This window comes from Limosilactobacillus gastricus PS3, assembly GCF_000247775.1.
In the GTDB taxonomy this organism is placed as follows: Bacteria; Bacillota; Bacilli; order Lactobacillales; family Lactobacillaceae; genus Limosilactobacillus; species Limosilactobacillus gastricus_A.
In genome coordinates, this window is sequence record NZ_AICN01000027.1 from 1 (window position 1) to 20621 (window position 20621).

Sequence of the window (20621 nt, forward strand, 5' to 3'; positions counted from 1 at the left end):
TACACGCTTACCGAACCGACTTAGATTCTTTAGATTAAGCAGCTTCCCTTCGCTAGTACTAACTAGATCAGGTTCAAAGGGTCGATAAACATCTCTCAGCCGAAAACCGGCACCCCTAGCGTGTTGTCGCCTATATTGTGACATGGAGAGAAACCGCTGTCAATAGTGATTCACCAGCTTTTTAGAGTATAATAGCCCTAAGAAGAAATTGGGGGATTTATCATGAAAAAACAGAAATTAATGATCATTGGGCTCATTATCGTTGTCGTAGCCGTGATTGTTGGCTTTGGTTGGGTTAAAACCAGTAAAGCGCAACGCTATGTTCAATCAACCACGCCAACCTTATTCTTTCATGGGGGTGGCAGTAGCTATCATGCCGAAGAGCATATGGTGAATGCAGCCAAACGGGCTGGTGTAACCAATACCGTTATTCGGGCGAATGTTGATCCAAACGGAAAAGTGACCTTATCGGGTTCAATGACTAAGCATTCGATTAACCCGATTGTAGAAGTTAATTATGAGAACAATCGCCAACTTGATTACAGCCAGCATGGCCGCTGGGCTGCTAATGTCGTTAAACTTTTGCAAAAACGCTATGGTATTAAGCAAGTGAAGATGGTGGGGCACTCCCTAGGAAATATTTCCATCATTTATTATGAATTACAGAATGCGCAAAAGAAATCTATGCCTAAAGTAGTTAAGCAAGTCGATATTGCAGGGCACTTTGCGGGTTTGAATTTTTCCCAAGTCCCCGCTAGCATTCGTCAACCTGCTGGTCTGAAATTAGATTCTAAAACTGGTAAACCCAATCAGATGAACGCCACTTATCAAGAGATGACCAAGTTACGGCATGTGTTACCAAAGAATCAGGTGCAAGTCTTGAATATTTATGGAGATATTGGGGGACAGACGGATGGAACGGTGCCAAATGTTTCATCCCTATCACTCAAATATCTAATTGCTTCGCGAGCTAAGTCATATCGAGAATTAAAGATTACTGGTAAGCAAGCACGTCATAGCAAGTTGCATAGCAACGCTAAGGTTGACCGAGCCTTGATAAATTTTTTGTGGAGTAAGTAAAAAGCAGCTCAGGCAAATCGCCTGAGCTACTTTCGTAAATGGGATTATTCAATTTCAATATGGGTATCGCTGTCATTAACCGCGTCAAGTTTTGGTAAGGTCAAAATCAAGACCCCGTCTTCATACTTAGCACTAGCATCATTGATGTCCACGTCTGGTAGGCGGAATTCCCGACTCATTTGACCATAACGCCGCTCACTGTGGAGAATGTTCCCATCTTTGTCGGAAACATCATCAAAAGTATCACGAGCCCCGGTGATGGTCAAAATGTTGTTAGCATAGTTGATGTGAATGTCTTTCTTTTGGAAGCCTGGCATATCAACCTTAACCCGATAGTTCTTTTCGGTTTCAGCAATGTCAGTCCGCATGTGACCGTCATTATTAGCCATCTTCGAGAAGAAACTATCATTCATCCAGTTCCGCATATCAAAAATGTCACCAAATAAATCGTTTCGACGTTGAATTTCGTTAGCCATAAGATTACTCCCTTTCTATATGTATATATCACTTCTTTGATACAACTATATTATAGCACCAACTTTTGACATAGTACTAATTATTTTGACCTTTTTTGACCAAATGGAATTGAGATTAGTAATATAGTAGTTATGTCCACTTGGAAATGGACTTTAAGGTATAATATTTTCATCAAACTAAAGGAGCTGATCACCAATGGCAGCTGAAATTACGATCCAATATAACCAAGTTAATTGGCCCCTCAACCAACCCTTTGACCAGGATGGCTTTTTACAATTAGTCCAAGCCCGGGTGGTTGATGGCGGGCAAGACTTGACTAATCAGTACGACTTATCCGTTGAACACCGCAATCTATTAGTTAATCAAGCGGGTCAATATCAAGTGACGATCAATACCGTTTATGACTATCAAGTTTTAAAACGGTCGGTCACCGTGGTGGTTGGTAATGAAAATCAATCCTATGCGGCGAATAATCAGTCGAATAAGCGTCACCGTTGGTGGAAGTGGGCCTTAGTGATTCTGGTAATTCTAGTAGCCTGGTTTGCCCTGCATCAACGCAATGTCAATCGAGCTAATGAGGCTCTCCAAGAATCGCAATCGAGTCAGATTGCATCCAATTCAAGTCAAATTTCGAGTTTGTCGAATGACAATCAAAAGTTAACTAATCAAATTAATCAATTGAAGGCGGCGGTTCAACAATACCAATCTGATCATGATCAAAGTGAGTTAACCCAGAGTTTGAATACGATTAAGCAACAAAACGAGGAAATTAAGGCCGATTTATCAACGACTTCCCAAGCTAAATTACAAGCCATCAACTCGGCGATTAATTCCATCAGTAATCACCCGGATCAAGCGGCGACGACAATTAGTAATTTGGAAGACAGTATGCAAACCGCCACGAATTGGTTCAATCAATTTACGCAAACCATCTCTAACTGGCTCAATCGGATATAAGTGAGGAAAAGCAATGGATGAAGAAAGAGCTTTAAAGATATTACAAGATTTAATTCGGCTACAAACAGTCAACGGTAATGAGGCCCAGGCAGCTCATTACCTACAGGAGATTTTAAGGCAAGCAGGGGCCCGAGTTGAGATGGTAGACTTTGCTCCAGAAAGATCTGGATTAGTGGCTGAAATTGGCCCAACCACGGGACCAGGCTTAGCTTTAGCTGGTCACTTAGATACGGTGGCAATTGGCGATCCAGCTAGTTGGCATCACGATCCCTTTGGCGCAGAAGTTGAGAATGGCCGGATTTATGGCCGGGGTTCCGTGGATATGAAAGGAGGCTTGGCGGCTATGGTTGCTACCATGCTTGCTCTGGCTGAAGAAGTCGATCAGCTTAAAGGGCGCCTCCGCTTACTGATTTCTGTAGATGAGGAAGTTGGTGGGCAAGGATCCCTCCAGTTGACCCAACTGGGCTATGTTCATGACGTTGACGCTATGATTGTGTGTGAGGCGACTGATGATCAGATTCAGTATGCTCACTGTGGCTCGTTTGATTATCAGATTGACTCACAAGGTAAATTAGCACATAGTTCACGACCACAACTGGGAGCGAATGCGGTCATGAATCTGGTTGATTATATCAATCAAGAGGTCCATGTCTTTGATGATCATCCGACTAGTCCGGTTTTAGGCGAATTAGTCCATAGCGTAACTGTCTTTCACGGGGGTGAACAGTTAAACTCAATTCCTGCCAAGGCCTATTTACAAGGTAATGTGCGGACAATTCCCGAATGTGATAACCAAGCGACTAAAGATCGGCTCCAAGCCATCATTGATGATTTGAACCAAGATCCGAAACATCAATTATCCCTTTCGATTGTGGCTGATTTTATGCCGGTTGTGACGGATCCCAATGATCCTTTTATTGGACAACTCCAAGATATTGTCGAAGCAGTCACTGGTCAACGACCGACTGCAACTATTTCTCATGGAGCGACGGATGCTTCACGCTATGTCATGGATGATCATCAATTCGCGGTGGTTGAATACGGGCCGGGATCAGAAGATCAATCCCATCAGGTGGATGAATCCTTAGCCCTGGAAGACTACTACCAAGCAATCACCGTTTATCAAAAGTTGGCTCATGATTTCTTAATTTAATTTTAATAATAGGATTGACTTTTGGGATGCCCTCTCGTAGAATAATGGCAATATCAAAACACGTTGATCAGACTAGTAGCTAATGACCGTTATTTAGCGAGCCAATGTTGATGGGAGATTGGTAAACCGTAGTTAGCGAATCACATCTGGTAGTTAATCGTCTGAAAATAGTAGGATGATTCGGGAAGGCCCGTTAGCGCTGCGAGTTTAAAGTTTGAACTCTCTGAGGTGGTTATCGTGAGGTAATCATAAAAATGAGGTGGCACCGCGTCCTACGCCCTCATCGTCGATATGACGATGGGGGCTTTTTTTAGCTTTAAACTTGATAAGGTGATGAATGTGAATTGATCACGAAAAAAGGTGGTACCACGCCCTGGCGTCCTTTGGCTGAATTAGCTGAGGGCGTTTTTTGTTTGAGGAGGAAAAATTATGAAGAAGATGAAACAGTTCCTGGCCCTGTTATGCTTGGGAATAGTGGGGGTATTATTAGTTGGTTGTCAAAAACAGTCGGTGACCCAAAAGGCCAACACCCAAGACACTTGGGCGAAGATCAAAAAGCGTGGCACCCTCTTAATTGGGGTAGATGACAGCTTTGTGCCGATGGATTTTCGACAAAAGAATGGTCAACTGGTGGGATATGATGTGGATTTAACAAAGGCCGTTTGTAAAAAGCTGGGACTAAAAGCGGAGTTTCAATCGATTGATTGGTCAATGAAGGAGACTGAGTTACGGAACGGTACGATCGATGTGATTTGGAATGGCTACACCCGGACCAAGGCGCGAGCGAAGAAAGTTGCTTTTAGTCGGGTTTATGAACGGTCTGGTCAAGCCCTCGTGGTCCGTAAAGATAGTGGGATTAATAAGTTTTCGGATATGAAAGGCAAGACTTTAGGGGTTCAACAAGGTTCAACAGCTTACACGGATCTTTTAAAATATCCGAAATTATTAAAGCAATATATTAAGAACGGGACACCAATTATCTATAATGACAATAACTCTTCTTTCTTGGATTTAAAGGCGGGCCGAATCCAAGGGGTGCTGACCGGCTCGGTTTATGCTGGTTACTATGCGACCCACTTGGATAAAAATAAGTACAAACTGATTGGTTTGGATGTCTTTCCGAGTGATCAAGTCGCCGTTGGGATGCGTAAAGGTGATCGGACCCTTCTCAAGAAGATTAATTGGGCTTTAGGAGAACTACAAAAAGACGGCACCCTGCGCAAGATTAATCAAAAATGGCTGGGGATTGATGATGACTATTTAGGTCCCGTGGATTAGTTTTTGATATATAAAAATATGCGTTGCCTGATACTCAGTCCTTCGCTATACTACTACGGTAGACAAATATTAACGTGTCAGAATATTAAAGACTATTTATATTGGGAGACGAAAATGACAACTTTTATGATGCAACTAATCACCGGAATCGTCTGGTTGGTTTTAATCATTGTTGGTTGGCGGCAAGGTCGGTTTAACTGGCTTGGTTATGTGTTATTAGTTGCCTTGGCGGGAATCATGCATGGGCTAGCGCCACGGTTGCCAGAAAGCTGGATGCTCTGGTGGGCACTTTTATGTGTCATTTTAAATTTCTTAATCTTTTTTGCCTTTAAGAAGAAGGTTAATTAGCAATAAGTAGCGTTTCTGAATAGGAGACGCTATTTTATTTTAGAAAAATAAGCCACTTCCTTAGATTTATGTTATTATTGATTACAATTCGATGAGAGAATATTAATTAAATAGAACGGAGGAGGATCAAATGTCACGAAAAATCGGAATTGTTGGTATGGGAAATGTTGGAGCTGCGGCGGCGCATTACATTGTAGCTAACGGTTTTGCGGATCAATTAGTGTTAATTGATAAGAATGAAGCCAAGGTTAAGGCTGATGCCCTTGACTTTGAAGATGCTATGTCAAACTTACAATATCATACTGATATCACGGTTAATGATTACAGCGCCTTAGAAGATGCGGATGTGGTGATTTCCGCGATTGGAAGCATTAAGCTCCAAGATAATGCGGGGGATGACCGCTTTGCGGAATTACCATTCACGCGGGTTAACGCCCGTGAAGTGGCGGAAAACCTTAAGGCGGCTGGTTTCCATGGTAAGTTAGTTGTAATCACCAACCCGGTTGATGTGATTACGTCGATTTACCAACAAGTTACTGGCTTACCAAAGAACCATGTCATTGGGACTGGGACGCTTTTGGATTCATCACGGATGAAGCGGGCGGTTGCTTCTCGTTTAGGCTTGGATCCTCGTTCAGTGGTTGGTTATAACCTTGGGGAACACGGGAACTCTCAATTTACCGCTTGGTCAACCGTCCGGGTCTTAGGGAAGCCGATAACCGAATTGGCAGAAGCTCGAGGCTTAGATCTTGAAGAGTTAGATCATGAAGCTAAGGTTGGTGGCCACACGGTCTTCCATGGCAAGAAGTACACTAATTACGGGGTTTCCACGGCCGCTGTTAAGTTAGCCTTAACGATTATGTCAAACTCCTTAACCGAAATGCCGGTCTCAAACTATCGGGAAGAATATGGGATTTACCTTTCATATCCAGCCGTTGTCGGTAATGATGGGATTGTAGAACAATTGCAATTGGACTTAACCCAAGAAGAATTAGACAAGCTCCAAAATTCAGCTAACTTCATCAAGCAAAAGTATGCCGAAAGTCAAGAAGCCTTAAAAGACTAGTAAAAAACTGCGCTATGTTCGGCGCAGTTTTTCTTTTGTCCAAGACCAACTAGTATGAAGCAAAGCAGCGGTTCCAAAAGCCAGCAGCCAAGTCCCGATCCACAGGGCAGTCATGGTAATGTAAGGGTGGGAGTACCGGAATGATGCAATCCCACTGTACCGCCATAGTAATTGTTGCCAAAAGACGTTGGCTAAATAAGCTCGGTAGGCATAGTTGGCGAGCCAATGCATGATGGACGACCAAATTTGCCAAGATCGCTGGGATTGCCAGATGATCCCCACTAGGATGATCACTATAAGACTATAAAAAGTCATGGAAGGCTGATAATAGGCCGCCCGACTCAAATTAACGGGGAAACCACGGGCGAATAATTGTTGATTGGTCCATAACCAAGTAATTAACCAAGCGAAAACCATTAATAGCCAAAATTGTTGTAGCCAGGGCAGGACTTTATCAAAGAAGTTCCAAGCAAGGATACCACCAATTCCGTAGATAATGAAGCTAATAAAAATACGATCTAGCAAATACCAGGATTGCTGATGAGGACCATTCAAGACGTTAATGTCATAAAAGTAGATCCAGGCACCGTAAATGATGGCCGTAATAATGGCGATGATCCAGCCCCGTTGCTTATGGGCTTGCAACCAATAATGAAGCCACCAGAAAAGGGGCATCAAGATGATAAATTGGAGCATCATTGTGTTGTACCAAAGATGGGGCGCAGCATTTCCGTTAATTGCTTGCCATAAAAAACTTTTAACGGAGTGGTAATGCTCATGTTGTTGGAGCTTAGGCATGATAAGTAAATAAATCAGTGTCCACCAAATTGTTGGAACGCCAAGTTGGTGCCATTGCTGTCGATAGTAGGGCCAAGCTTGCCAGCTTTGATCATGCTTTCGCATGGTGGTGTACAAAATTCCCCAGATGAAGGCCGGTGCGGTATATTTGACCAAATCGTAGAGCATTCCAAAATTGAATTGGACGCCGGTTGGCTGATTGGTAATGACCAGATTTAAAATTGGTTGCAACATGACGGCCGTACATGCAAAGACTTTCAAATAATCTCCCCAATCAGCGGACGCTTTGTTCTTCATGACCCTTTCCTTTCAATGAAACATTCATGGCTCTATTTTATCATTGCTTTCTAAATTGATAATCTTTAAAATTATAAAGGTAAACTATTTTTTGTTAATTGTGTGAGGGGTTACGACTTTATTATCACAATCAAAAATTTAGAATAGTTAAAAAATGTAACTTTTTTACTGGAAACCATTAAAAAATGATGAGAATAGGGTAAAATAGTTAACTATAATCAATTACTTACTCGACTAGAAAGGGAGGCTTATATGTCAAAATCTAGCCAGCCGAGTGGCTATGTGGAAGGCTCGAACGTCAATCCAGATGGGACTCGGCGCGAATTATCAAACTTAAATGTGCAAATGATCGCGATTGGTGGGGCCATTGGGACCGGGTTGTTCCTGGGATCCGGGAGTACGATTCACCGGACTGGTCCATCGATCCTGTTGGTATACATCATTATTGGGTTCTTCTTTTACCTGATGATGCGGGCGATTGGGGAAATGATGTACACTGATCCCAGCAAACATACCTTTGTGGCCTTTATCCATCGTTATATGGGATCTAAATATGGACGGTTTGCGGAATGGAATTATTGGTTAACCATCGTCTTAACGGCCATGGCCGAAATGATTGCCATCTCGACTTATGTCCGGACCTGGTTCCCGTCTTGGCCGGGATGGTTGGTCCAAATCGTCTTCTTATTAGCGATGATGGGCCTGAACCTATTCGTGGTTTCCGCCTTTGGGAAAGCCGAAACCGTAATGGCCTTAATCAAAATCTTTGCCATTTTAGCCTTGATTGTGATTGGGATTATTATGGTGATTATGCATTACAAGAGCCCAACTGGTCATATTGCTAGTTTTACCAACGTACTTGGTAACTTTAAGATGTTCCCGAATGGGATTGATCAATTTATCTTTGCCTTTCCAATGGTCTTCTTTGCCTTCCAAGGAATTGAATTCGTGGGAATTACCACGGCTGAAACGAAAAATCCGCGGCAGGTGTTACCAAAAGCGATTAATCAGACCCTGTTACGGATCTTAATTTTCTATGTTGGGGCCTTGTTCGTTATCATGTCGATTACCCCATGGCGGCAAATTAATGCTGATTCCAGTCCTTTCGTCCAAATCTTCTCGTTAGCCGGGATCCCAGCCGCAGGGGATATTATCAACTTAGTGGTAATTATTGCAGCCACTTCGTCCTTGAATAGTTTCCTCTTTTCTGGTGGCCGACACCTGTACCAATTGGCCTTAGAAGCGGGTCCTAATAAGATGCAGGTCTTTAAGACGATTTCTTTAAACGGGATTCCAGTTTATGCTGTGATTGGGACCGCGGTCTTGACCTTATTTGCGCCGATTATTACCGCAACGGGAATGACGGATGCCTTTAGCTTTGTGACTTCCATCTCTAGTGATATCTATATTATCGTTTGTGTCTTGACGATGATTTCTCACATACGTTATCGTCAATCGAGTGAATTCTTAGATCATGAATTCCAGATGCCATTGGCGAAGATCTCGAGTCCACTGACGATTCTCTTTTTCGTAGTGATTTACGCCAGCCTCTTCTTTAGCCCAACATCCATTTGGGCTGCGGTCGGCGCTTCGGTCTGGGCAATCGGCTTCTTCTTAGTGATTGCCTACCGTGATAAGCATGGCGCTTACCCTAAAGATGGCTCTTTAAGTGAGTAGAGGTTAAAAATGGATAATATTAAGGCGTGGAACCAATTAGCTGAATTTTGTGGTCCTCGTGATTTACCTGACTTATCACCAATATCTATCCAAGAACGGCTGGCCACAAATCAAGTGGACGTAGCCGTTCTTTTTGGTGGATCGATTATTGCTGGTGGAGATGTGTTTGCTGAAGCGATCCGGCAAGGGATTGCTAAGCATTATGTGATTGTTGGGGGACATGGTCATACGACGGTGACCCTTCGACAACTCATGCAAGCGAAATTGCCAGAGCTGCAGGTGACTGATCAATCAGAAGCGGCTCTTTTTCAAGCATACTTAAAGGCAAAGTATGGACTGGCTGCTGATTTGCTGGAAACAGCCTCGACTAACTGTGGTAATAACATTACTAATTTATTAGCTTTATTGGATGCCCAGCAAATTCAGGCCAACAGTTTTCTATTGATGCAAGACGCTAGTATGCAGTGTCGAATGGCAGCCGGATTGCTAAAGGAGCGCCCGCAGGCACAGATTATCAATTACGCAACTTATCAGGTGCGATTCGTTAAGCAAGGTGATCACCTGGGTTTTGATCATCAGCCGGCGGGAATGTGGGACCTTAAACGATACCAGAGCCTGTTAATGGGAGAAATCCCCCGCTTACGAGATGATGAAGCGGGCTATGGACCACGGGGCAAGCATTTCATTGCCCATGTCGAGGTGCCAGCACTGGTGCTGGTTGCTTTTGAGCAACTGCGTCAGCAATATCCAGAACTAATCCGGGTGCCGAATAGTGACTTTGCGACGAAACCATAATTATGAAATAATGGAACAAATATATCTTTAAGGAGTTTTTTCGTGAAAGAAGTATTCTCTAAACGAGTAACCATGTTCGAGCTATTTTATGATCTGGTTTTTGTGTACATGCTGTCGCAGGCCACTGGCATTATTCATCACTTACATCACGGTGTAGTGAGCCTTACATCGTTTTTGACTTTTATTATCGTGATGGTGGTTTTCTTGAATTCGTGGATGGTTCAGACGGTATATACCAATCGCTTTGGTAATTCATCATGGCGGGATATCACCTTTACCTTTATTGATATGATGATTGTTTTATACCTGTCGAATAGCTTTACCAATGTTCAAAATTATCGCGTCTTTTTTGTGGTAGCTGGATTGTTATCATTCACACTATTTTTGCAATATATAATCGTTTTGGTTCGCTCATCATCCACTGATGATCGAAAAATTGCTAGTGTTTTTGCCAAAATTTTGGGATTTCGGACGCTCTGTTTATTAATTGGTGGCGGAATTTCTGGGATTGTTGGTGATTTAATTGCTCTGATTGGGGTAGTTGGATCCTGGTGGGCGCCAAGTTTAACTGGTAAATATACACGTCGGCATCCAATTATCTTTAGCCATCTTTTGGAACGGTTAACCCTGTTAACAATTGTGACCTTTGGTGAGACCATTGTCGGAATTTCCGAATATTTTTCAAAAGATAGTTTTACAGGCTGGTCAGTTCTGGTCTTTGGGATTGTGGCTGGGATGTTTTATTCTTATATTACGGAATTCGACCAGTTAATTGAGGAACACCAACGTGGTGAAACAGGGAATCGTTTGATCTACTTGCATTATCCGATTCTATTTGGTATTAGTCTCGTAACGGTTGCTTTGACTTTTATACATGAAAACGAAGCCAATCCATATTTTGCTATTAGTTGTCTGTATGGTGGCCTGCTTTTATTCTATTTCGGGATCATGATTTCACGGATTTATAATCGTACTAATGTCGCAAAAGATAGCCTAATTAATTATTTAAAATTAGGAATGATGATCATTGGTGGTCTAGTTAGTTTGATTTATCCGATCTTTGAGAAGACGGTAATTATCACTGTTATGGTGATCGTCATCAACATCATTATTAGTCAGATGACGATTCGTCAACAGTCGAAAAACTAACAGATCTAAGGAAAGCTTGTAATAAAAAGAAGTTGGTGAAGAATTCATTCTTCCCAACTTCTTTTGCGTTATTGATTATATGCTTGTAAAGCGGCCAAGACATCAGCCTTTTCGGCTTGGACGAGAGCGACACGACTAGCAATTACCTTGGTATCCATTTCGATTTCTCGGGTAAGACCAGGCGTGTTCAGCTTTGGTTCAAAGAAGGCTTTAAATTCGGCTAAGCGATCGGCAGTCTTAAAGACTCGCGATATCACCGTGATGTAAGTGGCAAATTCCATATCACCACCGACTGTAGCTTCTAACCAATCCCAATCATTACGGATCCAATCCCATGCATATTGTTGGGCAAATTCATTGGCTAAGAGGCCTTGGAACCAACCACGGAGATCTTGTGGTTTAATCGTTTCCGCATTTTCAAATTCACCAATTAAATGTTGAATTAAGTCCGCATCAGTAATGCTAGTGAGAGCCCCCCGTAAGGCAACTTTAAAGCTTGGATCAGTGGTGGTCCGGTAAGTATTGAGTAATTCGTGGAAAACTTCAGCCGAGAGGTAATGTTGTAACTCGTTCTTGATGATGGCCCCTCGCGTGTCAGCCGGCAAGTCCACTAGATGGTCATGATATTCAGCAAAGAGATCGTGAGCTTGACGGATGGCGACCTGGTTATGACCATACAAAGCAGCGCTAATAATGGTTGGCCGCATTAAGATTTGATCGTTGGTATCCTGTTGGTTAGCTGTCCAGCCAAGTTGTTCTAATTGATCTTGACTCAAGACTTTAAAGAAGTCTTGGAGATACTTTTCTTCCGCCTGGCCGGCTTGGATAAATTGTTTTAATTTATTAGCCGTTTGGTATAAGACATCGGTCACAATGTAGGATGATTGATTAGCAAATTGTCCCAACCGGGGAATTAAATCAGCATACGAAATGTATTGACCTTGGGCTAATAGCGATAAGTCTTGAAGAAATTCCCGTTGATCACTATTAGATAGCTGATCAACCTGGGCAAGCAGATCATTAAATAATTCGGTATCATATTGAACGATAAAGTGGGCTTGATTGTCCTGGTTCAATAAGAAAGGTTTTCCGGCCGTTTGGCGTAAGCTTTGATAATCACCCAAGTCGAGACTTTCGGTAGTCATTAGCTTTGGCACGCCAGCGTAATTACTGTTCAGCGGAATCTGCCATTGACGTCCTTGATCTTGATGCTCACCAATGAAGAATTGGGCTTGCTTTAAGATTAGGTGACCGTTTTCTACCTTAGCTTGAACGACTGGATAACCAGGTTGTTCCAACCAGGAGTTCATGATGTCGCCGATCGGCATGTTAGCTGCCTGACCTAAGGCTTCCCAGAGATCAGCTCCCTTGGCATTGCCATATTGGTGAGCAGCAAAGTAGTTTTTCAAACCTTTTCGTAGTGCATCATCGCCGATTAGTGAGCGAACCATCACGAGCATTCGCGAGCCTTTGGCATAGACAATCGCGCCGTCAAAAATGGAGTCGATTTCGGCGGGGTTATTAACATCGACATGGACGGATTGGACACCATCGGTTGCATCCCGGTTAGTTGCCATTGGAACTTCAGTTGTTTGGAAAAGATCCCAAACATGCCAATCAGGTTCGAGGGCATCTACCGCCACGTATTCCATCATATTGGCAAAACTCTCGTTTAACCAGAGATCATCCCACCATTGCATGGTTACTAAATCACCAAACCATTGATGAGCTAACTCATGAGTGATCACGGTGGCGACTACTTGTTTCATTTCCAAGGCCGTGTTATCTGGATCTAGTAATAAGTATGCTTCCCGGTAGGTGACTAAGCCCCAGTTTTCCATCGCTCCGGCGGAGAAGTCGGGGAGGGCTAATTGCCATGAATGTGGTAGCGGATATGGGGTTTGGTAGTAATCTTCGTAAAATTCAATGGCGCGTTTAGCGATATCCAGGGCAAAATCAAGTTCCTTGGCGGCATGGGCTTTGGTTGCGAAGACGCCGACTTGGACGCCGCTCTTTGTTTGGGTTAGCTTGCTTTGCAAGTCCCCAAAGGCAAAGGCCACTAGATAAGTCGACATTTTAACGGTCCGTTGGAAGTAGTGATAACCATCGACCACCTTGGTTTCCGGCATATTGGCCAAAATCGTTTCCCCCGGTTGTTCGTCAAACTTAATCGCCAGGTCAAAAGTGGCCTTTGCTTCCGGTTCATCGATTGACGGGAAGGCTTGGCGAGCAAAGGTAGTTTCAAATTGGGTCCCAATTAATTGTTTCCGCTCGTCACCGATTTGGTAATAAGAAGGGTAGATTCCCATCATGGTGTCAGTTAAGGGAGCGGTATAATTAACGGTGATCGTTAATTCACCGGTGCTGGGACTCGTGAATTGGAGACTTTCCTGCTCATCATCGCTCGTAAAGTCGACAGGATTTTGGTTAACGAGAACTTGACTAACTTGTAAAAATTTTTGGTGTAATTGCAGGTCGGTTTGGCTGGCATGACCAGTAATGGTAACTTGCCCAGTAATAGTTTTGGCCTGACGATCAATCGCTAACTTAATTTGATAATTTTCCGGTTGGAAAAGATCATAAAAACGTGAAATTGCCATCTGAGAACTCCTTTATATCTGTGATAAGATTAGTATACGCTATTTAATGAATGAAACCCTAATTAAAACTTATAGATATGGAATGAATCATGTTAGAATTATCGATTTTAATGATGGAACGGGTCGGGATTGTTGTCCTGTTGGGCTTTATCTTGGTGTCAATTCCACAGATGCGGCGCTGGCTCTTTAATCCCACCATGGCCGGGAAATTTTGGTTAATTGTCCTCTTTTCCTTTGTAGCGGTAATCGCGAATATGACGGCGGTGGTGATTGGTCCCCATAATGAGATCGAATCATCCATCGTAATGATGAATCTACCTCATGGCGATTCCTTAGCTAATGCGCGGGTGCTGGCTATTTCTTCGGCCGGAATTGTCGGCGGACCCTTTGTTGGCGGCATGGTAGGATTAATTGCTGGCTTACATCGGATGATGCAAGGGGGGCCGTCCGGCTGGTTTTATGTAATTTCTTCTTTAATAATTGGGCTTGCTTCGGGTGGTATGTATCGGTCACGTAATCATGAAGAGCAAGGTGGCGATCCCTTTGCGATTTTGACAACTCACCAAGCTTTTATTGTCGGCCTAGTCATGGAAACTCTCCAAATGGTATTTGTTCTACTCTTTAGTGAACGGGGCTGGGAGTTGGTTTCCTTTATTGCCTTTCCGATGATTGTAATTAATACCTTGGGGACGATGGTGTTCATCTCGGTGATTTCCATGTATCTCAAGCAGGAAAACCAGACTCGGGCACTTCAAACTCAAACCGTGCTTAACCTGGCTAGTTCCACCCTGCCTTATTTTCGGCAGGGGCTTAATTATGACTCGGTCCAAAAAGTGGCCCAGATTATTTTGGACAATACCAATTTTGCGGCCATTTCTTTAACGACCACGAAATCGATCTTGGCTCATGTCGGGGCGGGAAGTGATCACCATGTAGCAACCCACCAAATGGTGACTAATTTGTCACGAGAGGCGATCACGACTAATCAAGTTCATATTGCTCAGAGTAAAGAAGAAATTGGGTGCTCGAATCCTAATTGTCCTTTACGGGCGGCGATTGTGGTCCCACTGAATGTCGATCAAAAAATCGTGGGGACCCTTAAAATGTACTATACCGAAAGTTGGCGCCTGACCCCGGTGGAAATTGAATTGGCAAAAGGACTAGCCGATCTTTTCTCTAGCCAAATTGCCTTAGGGGAAGCGGAACACCAAGCTAACCTGGTGCGGGATGCTGAGATTAAATCACTCCAAGCCCAAGTTAATCCCCATTTCTTCTTTAATGCTATTAATACCATTGCAGCAATGATTCGGATTAATAGTGAGCAGGCCCGCGAGTTGCTAATTAAGCTATCGCAATACTTCCGGTCGAACCTAGTTGGCGCCCGGGCGACGACGATAACCTTGGATCAAGAACTCGCACAAGTAGAGGCCTACTTATCTTTGGAACAGGCTCGTTTTCCGGGTAAGTATCAGGTTAAATTTGATGTTACGGCTAATCGGTCGCTCTTACTGCCACCCTTTGCCATTCAGATTCTAGTTGAAAATGCGATTCGCTATGCCTTTAAAGATCGACGCCAGGATAATCAAGTAACCGTAACCGCCCATGCTGATCAGCAATGGTTATCCATTGCGGTAGCCGATAATGGAGACGGGATTGATCCAAATACGTTAGAAATTTATGGTGACCAAGAAGTTGAATCCCAGCACGGGAGCGGGACGGCGGTTTATAATTTAAATCAAAGGCTAGTTGGTCTCTATAATGATCAGAGTCGCTTACAAATTCAGTCAAGTTCTGACGGGACAATTGTGAAAATGAAGATTCCAGTACAAATGGGAGGATAGGCATGAAAGTTTTAATTGTCGATGATGAACCACTGGCCATTGAGGAACTAAAATACCTAGTTGGCCAACATCCTCAAGTCACCCAAGTTGACCAGGCTGATGATGCCGCAACGACTCTAAAAGCCGTCAATGATCATCACTATGATGTCTTATTTTTAGATATTCATTTAGGGGATGAAGATGGCGTTAAATTAGGTAAGACGATTAGTCAATTTACTAATGCTCCGCAGATCATTTTTGCGACCGCCTATGATCAATATGCTTTGGCGGCCTTTGATGCTCACGCTACGGATTATATTCTCAAGCCCTATGAGGAAGCGCGCGTTCATGAAGCTTTAGACCGAGTCGCGACTAGTCATAGTGAATCAATTCCGGCTACAGATAGTCTCCAGCGGCCTTGGCTCGCCATTACGGCGGAAGATCGCACAGTCGTGATTCAAAAAGCATCGATTATTATGGCGGAAGTCACCGGAAACGAGGTGGTGATTACGACGACGGATGGGACATATTATAGTAAACAGTCACTTGCTAAACTTGAGCAGGAGCTTGATCATGAAGTCTTCATGCGAGTTCATCGTAATTATCTAGTTAACCTGACGATGGTGGCGGAGGCCGAACCAGGCTTTAACCATAATTATCAATTGACCTTACGGACGGGGCAGAAAGTCCCGGTTTCCCGGTCTTATGTCGGGGCAGTCAAAACGGCCCTGGGAATATAATTTAAGATTTTCTTAAGAGAATGGGTCGCTCGTTAGTTCACAAGGGCGGTCCATATTTATATGGGGCATTCTAGCCGAGAATTGAACCGTTTTCATAAAAATCACATATAATTAACCCTGTTAAAACTTTTGCAGATTAGGATTTAGGAGGGTTAAAGATGAGCGACAAGAATAATGGTGCTCCTGAAAAGAAACCAGCACCAATTATTATGCAAATGTCAATTTTTGCCATTATTTTGTTTATCTCGGGGATTATTTCATCATTCTTCCCCCAAAGTTTCGTGGTCCCAGCCGCAGTGATCGGGACGATCCTGTTGTACTTGGCCTTGACCTTTAAGATCGTTAAGTTGGAATGGGTAGAACAATTTGCTAATTTCTTAATTGGTTTGATTGGTTTCTTATTCGTTCCTGCCGGAATTTCTTTAGCAGCCCACTTGGACATTATGGCTAAAGAAGGGGTTCAAGACGTGATCGTGATCATCTTGGCAACGATCGTCTTATTGGTTGTGACTGCTTATACTGCTCGTTACATCATTCGAATTCACGAAAAATTAGTCGGGAAGAAGAAGGGTGAACTTGAAGGCGAAATTGAAGGGGAGGACAAGTAATCATGAGTGCAGCTTTAAATACCAACTTGATGCTACCTTTCACCGGGATCATTATCTGTTTAGTAACATTCTGGATCGGGCAATGGCTATTCAAGATTAGTAATGGTTTATTCATTTTCCACCCATTGTTTGTCGGGATGATTTTAGGGATTGTGGTCTTAGTCGTTTGGGGTAAAATTGCTCATTTACCAACGACGACAGTCTACACGAAGTACTTTACACCTGGTGGGAACATTATTAACTGGTTCTTGCAACCTGCAACCATTGCCTTTGCCGTCCCGTTGTTCAAACGGAACGACGTCGTTAAGAAGTTCTGGTTAGACATCTTCTTATCATTAATTATTGGATCAGTCATTTCACTTTTCATTATCTTCGGATTATCGAAGCTCTTCGGATTGTCTGATCAATCTGCCATCGCCATGACGACGCAACCAGCTACTTTGGCGATCGCAACACAAATTACAACATCACTTGGCGGGGAAGCCGCAATTACTTCATTGGCATGTATTCTGAATGCGGTTATCATTTACGCCATGGCTGATATCTTGATCAAGGTCTTCCGTTTACGCGGATCCAAGATCGGGTTAGGTCTTGGGCTTGGTACCGCCGGACACACGGTTGGATCTGCCAAGGGTGTTGAATTAGGTTCGGTCGAAGGTGCGATGGCTTCCATTTCAGTTGTTATTATTTCAATTGTTATGAATATTGTTGTTCCGCCGTTTGTACATTTGTTCATGTAATCTAAATTTGTTACGCTTACACGAAAAGGGTGCCTTTAACAGGCGCTCTTTTTGTTTGTCGACAAGTTTAATAGCATTCGGTATACTGAAGGAGCCATCTTAGCTCAGATAGGTAGAGCGTATCCATGGTAAGGATAAGGTCGGCGGTTCAAATCCGCCAGATGGCTTCGCAGAAATTACATACGTTTGATCCATTTATACAAATTGAAATTGAAGCAGAGACGATTATTACCGGTATAATTGGTATAACGAATTTTTAAACGTGTGATTTCGTGTAAAATAGGGTCTCCGTCAACTGGTATTGATGGACCTGTACACCACTCCTAATGCTGGGAGTGTTTTTTTAATTTCTATGCAAATAAACAATCAATACGTTTGAAGAAGTATTCAATAATCGATGATGATAAGCGGTCATTTAATTTGGCGACAATTTCATGATTTTCACTATCATAACAGATGAACGACATTGCATGTCCTGTAGATCGGAACTCATCAAACGACAGATGTTTAGGGAGCATGGCTAATCGATATTGTTTAGGAACGTATTCATAAACGGTTCTTCTAACACTGCTCGTTGAGCGGTGACAAATTTTTGAAATCTGTGTTTCAGTATTAACATCACGAATGAACATTATACCTTGATTTTTTAGGGTACGGGATAGGGTATGATTAAATTCAACAATATCTGTTTTCGAGCTAAACGTTGTACAACAATGCTTACAGTAGAAACGTTGTTTCCAAAGTTCTAGTTCTATCGTATTCCATTAAGACTAGCTAGCCTTACGTGTGTTTTCCTATATCCGTTTTTAACGACCTGTTTAAATTCACAATTAGCACAGTGATGTGTGGGCTCCAAGCACTTCTAAGGTGAATTCAGTTTGGACATTTTTCCTACTAACTTTCTTTTAATTGTGGAGATTGATTGTAAATTTGGCAAAGGACAGAATGTCCTTTTTCTATGCATAAAATTGTACAAAAAAATCTGGCATTGATGTAAATCAATACCAGAAATTCTAGACCCAAAATATTTCGATAAACTGGAATTTTCAGTTCAGTAAAGTAAATCGGCAATCGTATATTTTGACAATGAACTTTTATATGAATCCTCTGCTTCTCTGAAAATACTCAAAGTCTTATCAGCTTGTTTGACAAACTCATCAATATCATCTGTCTGAACGGTTTCTCTCAGATTATGGCTGTGCAAAAAGGGAGTTTCACCTTCGATTGCTTCAAAAATATCCAAAAATGTTATTTTTTGCGGTTGTCTGCCAAGAGACATTCCACCCGTTTTGGATGCAGAAGATTTAAGGATACCGGCTCTTACTAATTTCCCTAGTATTTTTTTTAGATACGAATCAGACACTCCAAGAATTTCACTCAATGCCTGACTTTTCATAGCTTCTCCTGATTTTTGCTTTGCTATTATTACAATCACGTAAATGGACTGTTCAACTCCTATTTTTGTCTGCATGCACAGACACCTCCTCACCTGCAATTGTATATCTTGAGATTGTTTTTTGTCAACGGACTTGACGTTACCACAAACCGAAGATATAATTTGTCTTAAGATATTATTTGTCTCGAGTTGGTTATGGAGGAATATTTAATGAAAACACAAAGTAATTTTTTTAACTCTAATCCTATTTCTATTGCCATACTATTTGCCGGGACGTTGCTTGGACTGCTGACACAAAATATGATGGCTACCATTTTGACACCCATCATAAACGATTTTCAAATTTCTGCTTCCACCGCTGGATGGCTAACAACAATCTATTCACTGATTGCAAGTATCTTAGTTCCTGTAAGTGCTTTTTTCACGAAACGTTATTCTTGCAGACAGTTATTTTCCTTTTCTATGCTGACCTTCACGATTGGCTCATTTATCGGAATTATTGCAACGAATTTTGAAGTTCTTTTATTCTCCCGCATCTTGCAGGGAATAGGGACAGGTATCCTAATGTCTCTTTTGCAAATTGCAATCTATTGCAGTTGCAGCATTGAACAAAGAAATAAATTGATGGGCATAATCGGTGTATCCATGGGATTCGCGCCTGCATTCGGTCCGGTACTTTCTGGTTTTATGTCCGATGCATGGTCATGGAAAAGTGTTTTTGTGCTTCTTACGATTATGGGAGCCATTCTATTATTCCTGAGCCTGCTTTTGCTCAAAAATTTAACCAAGCAAGAGGAAAATTGCTTTTTAGATAAACTATCCTTGCTTCTTTCGTCCGTAGGATTCTCTGGATTTACTCTGGGTATCTCATTTATCTCCCAATTTGGACTGAAAAGTGCTATTACCCTATCATGCCTTGCGGCAGGATTACTCATTATCTTCCTGTTTATTCATCGACAGTTTCGTATTTCACAGCCTTTGTTGCAACTTGAAACCCTCAAAAATAAAGGTATGCTGACTGGAACGCTTTTTACATTCCTGCTTTTTACAGCTTTTAATGGAGTTTCCGTAGTATTACCTCTATATATGCAAAAGTTCATTGGCATAAGTGCATCGGTTTCCGGCATTGTTACCTTCCCCGGTGCTGTACTGGTTGCTGTTGCAAGCCTTATTTCCGGCTTTTTAGCTGACAAATTCGGCTTTCATCGTCTGACTGTTGCGGCTTCAATTATGCTTTGTGTTGGAACTGGACTTCTGCTGACGCTAAATACGGGCAGTTCTCTGGTCATGATTGCTGCAGTTCAATGTATAAGAAATTTTTCAATTGGTCTTCTTATCATGCCTGTGACAACATGGGCATTGAACCAGCTTAATACGAATCTTGTAAGTGATGGCACTGCAATTATTAACACTGTTCGTCAAATTTCAGGTGCAATCGGAACCAGTTGTATGCTCATGTTCTTGCAGCTTTTTGGTGTATCCACAGCATTTTTCTTTTCTTTGACATTAAGCATACTATCCCTTGTTATTGCAGTACAGAAAATAAAGGATTAAAAACTCGATCAATTAATTTATCTTCTCGCGTTTTATTGTCGATTTTTAAAGTGCTTAAAAATATGAGATAAAGTAAGTATAGAGATAA

The 20621-nt window shown here is 42.4% G+C and carries 19 protein-coding genes, 1 tRNA gene, 1 riboswitch and 1 other annotated feature; of the genes, 15 read left to right on the forward strand and 5 right to left on the reverse strand.

Annotated features, from left to right (window positions below):
* Positions 1-27 precede the first annotated feature (27 nt).
* Positions 28-127: riboswitch (TPP riboswitch) on the reverse strand.
* A 95-nt stretch (positions 128-222) separates the two neighbouring features.
* Positions 223-1080 (forward strand): alpha/beta hydrolase, encoded by an 858-nt coding sequence (locus PS3_RS03215; protein ID WP_040467996.1) that lies wholly within the window; start codon positions 223-225, stop codon positions 1078-1080.
* Positions 1081-1124: 44 nt separating this feature from the next.
* On the opposite strand, the gene PS3_RS03220 is transcribed toward PS3_RS03215, so the two are convergent.
* Complete coding sequence (locus PS3_RS03220) at positions 1125-1556, reverse strand: Hsp20/alpha crystallin family protein (RefSeq protein WP_007122049.1); 432 nt, start codon at positions 1554-1556, stop codon at positions 1125-1127.
* Positions 1557-1752: 196 nt separating this feature from the next.
* Between PS3_RS03220 and PS3_RS03225 the strand changes: the two genes are divergently transcribed.
* The 5 genes from PS3_RS03225 to PS3_RS03245 all read left to right on the forward strand — a co-directional run bounded on the left by PS3_RS03225 (position 1753) and on the right by PS3_RS03245 (position 6359).
* Entirely contained in the window at positions 1753-2514 is a 762-nt protein-coding gene (locus PS3_RS03225; protein WP_040467997.1) for a hypothetical protein, read from the forward strand.
* A gap of 13 nt (positions 2515-2527) precedes the next feature.
* Positions 2528-3667, forward strand: coding sequence for an ArgE/DapE family deacylase (locus PS3_RS03230; RefSeq protein WP_007122050.1), 1140 nt, complete (start codon positions 2528-2530; stop codon positions 3665-3667).
* Between the two features lie 54 nt (positions 3668-3721).
* Positions 3722-3952: a binding site (T-box leader), on the forward strand.
* A 144-nt stretch (positions 3953-4096) separates the two neighbouring features.
* Entirely contained in the window at positions 4097-4945 is an 849-nt protein-coding gene (locus PS3_RS03235; RefSeq protein ID WP_007122051.1) for an amino acid ABC transporter substrate-binding protein, read from the forward strand.
* Positions 4946-5059: 114 nt separating this feature from the next.
* Positions 5060-5293: a hypothetical protein gene (locus PS3_RS03240; RefSeq protein WP_040467998.1), complete on the forward strand. Its 234-nt coding sequence runs from the start codon at positions 5060-5062 to the stop codon at positions 5291-5293.
* 130 nt (positions 5294-5423) lie between these two features.
* Positions 5424-6359, forward strand: a complete 936-nt coding sequence (locus tag PS3_RS03245) for an L-lactate dehydrogenase (RefSeq protein ID WP_007122052.1) — start codon at positions 5424-5426, stop codon at positions 6357-6359.
* Positions 6360-6371: 12 nt separating this feature from the next.
* On the opposite strand, the gene PS3_RS03250 is transcribed toward PS3_RS03245, so the two are convergent.
* A complete protein-coding gene (locus PS3_RS03250) occupies positions 6372-7454 on the reverse strand; it encodes an acyltransferase family protein (RefSeq protein ID WP_007122053.1) in 1083 nt (360 codons plus the stop codon).
* A gap of 252 nt (positions 7455-7706) precedes the next feature.
* On the opposite strand from PS3_RS03250, the gene PS3_RS03255 reads away from it, so the two are divergent.
* The 3 genes from PS3_RS03255 to PS3_RS03265 are packed head-to-tail and all read left to right on the forward strand — an operon-like array spanning position 7707 to position 11075.
* A complete protein-coding gene (locus tag PS3_RS03255) occupies positions 7707-9131 on the forward strand; it encodes an amino acid permease (RefSeq protein ID WP_050950806.1) in 1425 nt (474 codons plus the stop codon).
* 9 nt (positions 9132-9140) lie between these two features.
* A complete protein-coding gene (locus PS3_RS03260) occupies positions 9141-9926 on the forward strand; it encodes a YdcF family protein (RefSeq protein WP_040467999.1) in 786 nt (261 codons plus the stop codon).
* Between the two features lie 42 nt (positions 9927-9968).
* Positions 9969-11075 carry a low temperature requirement protein A gene (locus PS3_RS03265; RefSeq protein WP_040468000.1) on the forward strand — a complete coding sequence of 369 codons (1107 nt, stop codon included), beginning with the start codon at positions 9969-9971 and terminating at the stop codon, positions 11073-11075.
* A 68-nt stretch (positions 11076-11143) separates the two neighbouring features.
* Here the strand turns inward: PS3_RS03265 and PS3_RS03270 are convergent, their stop codons facing one another.
* Positions 11144-13675 (reverse strand): M1 family metallopeptidase, encoded by a 2532-nt coding sequence (locus PS3_RS03270; RefSeq protein WP_007122055.1) that lies wholly within the window; start codon positions 13673-13675, stop codon positions 11144-11146.
* Positions 13676-13764: 89 nt separating this feature from the next.
* Between PS3_RS03270 and PS3_RS03275 the strand changes: the two genes are divergently transcribed.
* From PS3_RS03275 to PS3_RS03295, 5 genes are all read left to right on the forward strand, one after another.
* On the forward strand, positions 13765-15516 hold the full coding sequence (locus PS3_RS03275; protein ID WP_040468001.1) for a sensor histidine kinase: 1752 nt from the start codon (positions 13765-13767) through the stop codon (positions 15514-15516).
* Positions 15517-15518: 2 nt separating this feature from the next.
* Complete coding sequence (locus tag PS3_RS03280; RefSeq protein WP_040468002.1) at positions 15519-16235, forward strand: LytR/AlgR family response regulator transcription factor; 717 nt, start codon at positions 15519-15521, stop codon at positions 16233-16235.
* 158 nt (positions 16236-16393) lie between these two features.
* Positions 16394-16843, forward strand: a complete 450-nt coding sequence (locus PS3_RS03285) for a CidA/LrgA family protein (RefSeq protein WP_040468003.1) — start codon at positions 16394-16396, stop codon at positions 16841-16843.
* A gap of 2 nt (positions 16844-16845) precedes the next feature.
* On the forward strand, positions 16846-17583 hold the full coding sequence (locus PS3_RS03290) for an LrgB family protein (protein WP_040468004.1): 738 nt from the start codon (positions 16846-16848) through the stop codon (positions 17581-17583).
* Positions 17584-17676: 93 nt separating this feature from the next.
* Positions 17677-17750 (forward strand) — tRNA-Thr (locus tag PS3_RS03295).
* 183 nt (positions 17751-17933) lie between these two features.
* Here PS3_RS03295 and PS3_RS10345 read toward each other — a convergent pair.
* Both PS3_RS10345 and PS3_RS03300 read right to left on the reverse strand, forming a co-directional pair.
* Complete coding sequence (locus PS3_RS10345) at positions 17934-18215, reverse strand: hypothetical protein (RefSeq protein WP_141566732.1); 282 nt, start codon at positions 18213-18215, stop codon at positions 17934-17936.
* Positions 18216-18634: 419 nt separating this feature from the next.
* The gene (locus tag PS3_RS03300) at positions 18635-19054 is read right to left on the reverse strand and encodes an RrF2 family transcriptional regulator (protein WP_040468005.1); all 420 of its coding nucleotides are present in this window, start codon (positions 19052-19054) and stop codon (positions 18635-18637) included.
* 135 nt (positions 19055-19189) lie between these two features.
* Between PS3_RS03300 and PS3_RS03305 the strand changes: the two genes are divergently transcribed.
* Entirely contained in the window at positions 19190-20533 is a 1344-nt protein-coding gene (locus tag PS3_RS03305; protein WP_007122056.1) for a DHA2 family efflux MFS transporter permease subunit, read from the forward strand.
* Positions 20534-20621: the final 88 nt, after the last annotated feature.

What these genes read in the sequence shown, in the direction of transcription:
- PS3_RS10345 (WP_141566732.1), bottom strand. Translation starts at nt 18,215, where the DNA reads ATGTTCATTCGTGATGTTAATACTGAAACACAGATTTCAAAAATTTGT.
- PS3_RS03245 (WP_007122052.1), top strand. Translation starts at nt 5,424, where the DNA reads ATGTCACGAAAAATCGGAATTGTTGGTATGGGAAATGTTGGAGCTGCG.
- PS3_RS03235 (WP_007122051.1), top strand. Translation starts at nt 4,097, where the DNA reads ATGAAGAAGATGAAACAGTTCCTGGCCCTGTTATGCTTGGGAATAGTG.
- PS3_RS03250 (WP_007122053.1), bottom strand. Translation starts at nt 7,454, where the DNA reads ATGAAGAACAAAGCGTCCGCTGATTGGGGAGATTATTTGAAAGTCTTT.
- PS3_RS03280 (WP_040468002.1), top strand. Translation starts at nt 15,519, where the DNA reads ATGAAAGTTTTAATTGTCGATGATGAACCACTGGCCATTGAGGAACTA.
- PS3_RS03240 (WP_040467998.1), top strand. Translation starts at nt 5,060, where the DNA reads ATGACAACTTTTATGATGCAACTAATCACCGGAATCGTCTGGTTGGTT.
- PS3_RS03260 (WP_040467999.1), top strand. Translation starts at nt 9,141, where the DNA reads ATGGATAATATTAAGGCGTGGAACCAATTAGCTGAATTTTGTGGTCCT.
- PS3_RS03290 (WP_040468004.1), top strand. Translation starts at nt 16,846, where the DNA reads ATGAGTGCAGCTTTAAATACCAACTTGATGCTACCTTTCACCGGGATC.
- PS3_RS03225 (WP_040467997.1), top strand. Translation starts at nt 1,753, where the DNA reads ATGGCAGCTGAAATTACGATCCAATATAACCAAGTTAATTGGCCCCTC.
- PS3_RS03285 (WP_040468003.1), top strand. Translation starts at nt 16,394, where the DNA reads ATGAGCGACAAGAATAATGGTGCTCCTGAAAAGAAACCAGCACCAATT.
- PS3_RS03270 (WP_007122055.1), bottom strand. Translation starts at nt 13,675, where the DNA reads ATGGCAATTTCACGTTTTTATGATCTTTTCCAACCGGAAAATTATCAA.
- PS3_RS03255 (WP_050950806.1), top strand. Translation starts at nt 7,707, where the DNA reads ATGTCAAAATCTAGCCAGCCGAGTGGCTATGTGGAAGGCTCGAACGTC.
- PS3_RS03305 (WP_007122056.1), top strand. Translation starts at nt 19,190, where the DNA reads ATGAAAACACAAAGTAATTTTTTTAACTCTAATCCTATTTCTATTGCC.
- PS3_RS03300 (WP_040468005.1), bottom strand. Translation starts at nt 19,054, where the DNA reads ATGCAGACAAAAATAGGAGTTGAACAGTCCATTTACGTGATTGTAATA.
- PS3_RS03220 (WP_007122049.1), bottom strand. Translation starts at nt 1,556, where the DNA reads ATGGCTAACGAAATTCAACGTCGAAACGATTTATTTGGTGACATTTTT.
- PS3_RS03230 (WP_007122050.1), top strand. Translation starts at nt 2,528, where the DNA reads ATGGATGAAGAAAGAGCTTTAAAGATATTACAAGATTTAATTCGGCTA.
- PS3_RS03275 (WP_040468001.1), top strand. Translation starts at nt 13,765, where the DNA reads ATGTTAGAATTATCGATTTTAATGATGGAACGGGTCGGGATTGTTGTC.
- PS3_RS03215 (WP_040467996.1), top strand. Translation starts at nt 223, where the DNA reads ATGAAAAAACAGAAATTAATGATCATTGGGCTCATTATCGTTGTCGTA.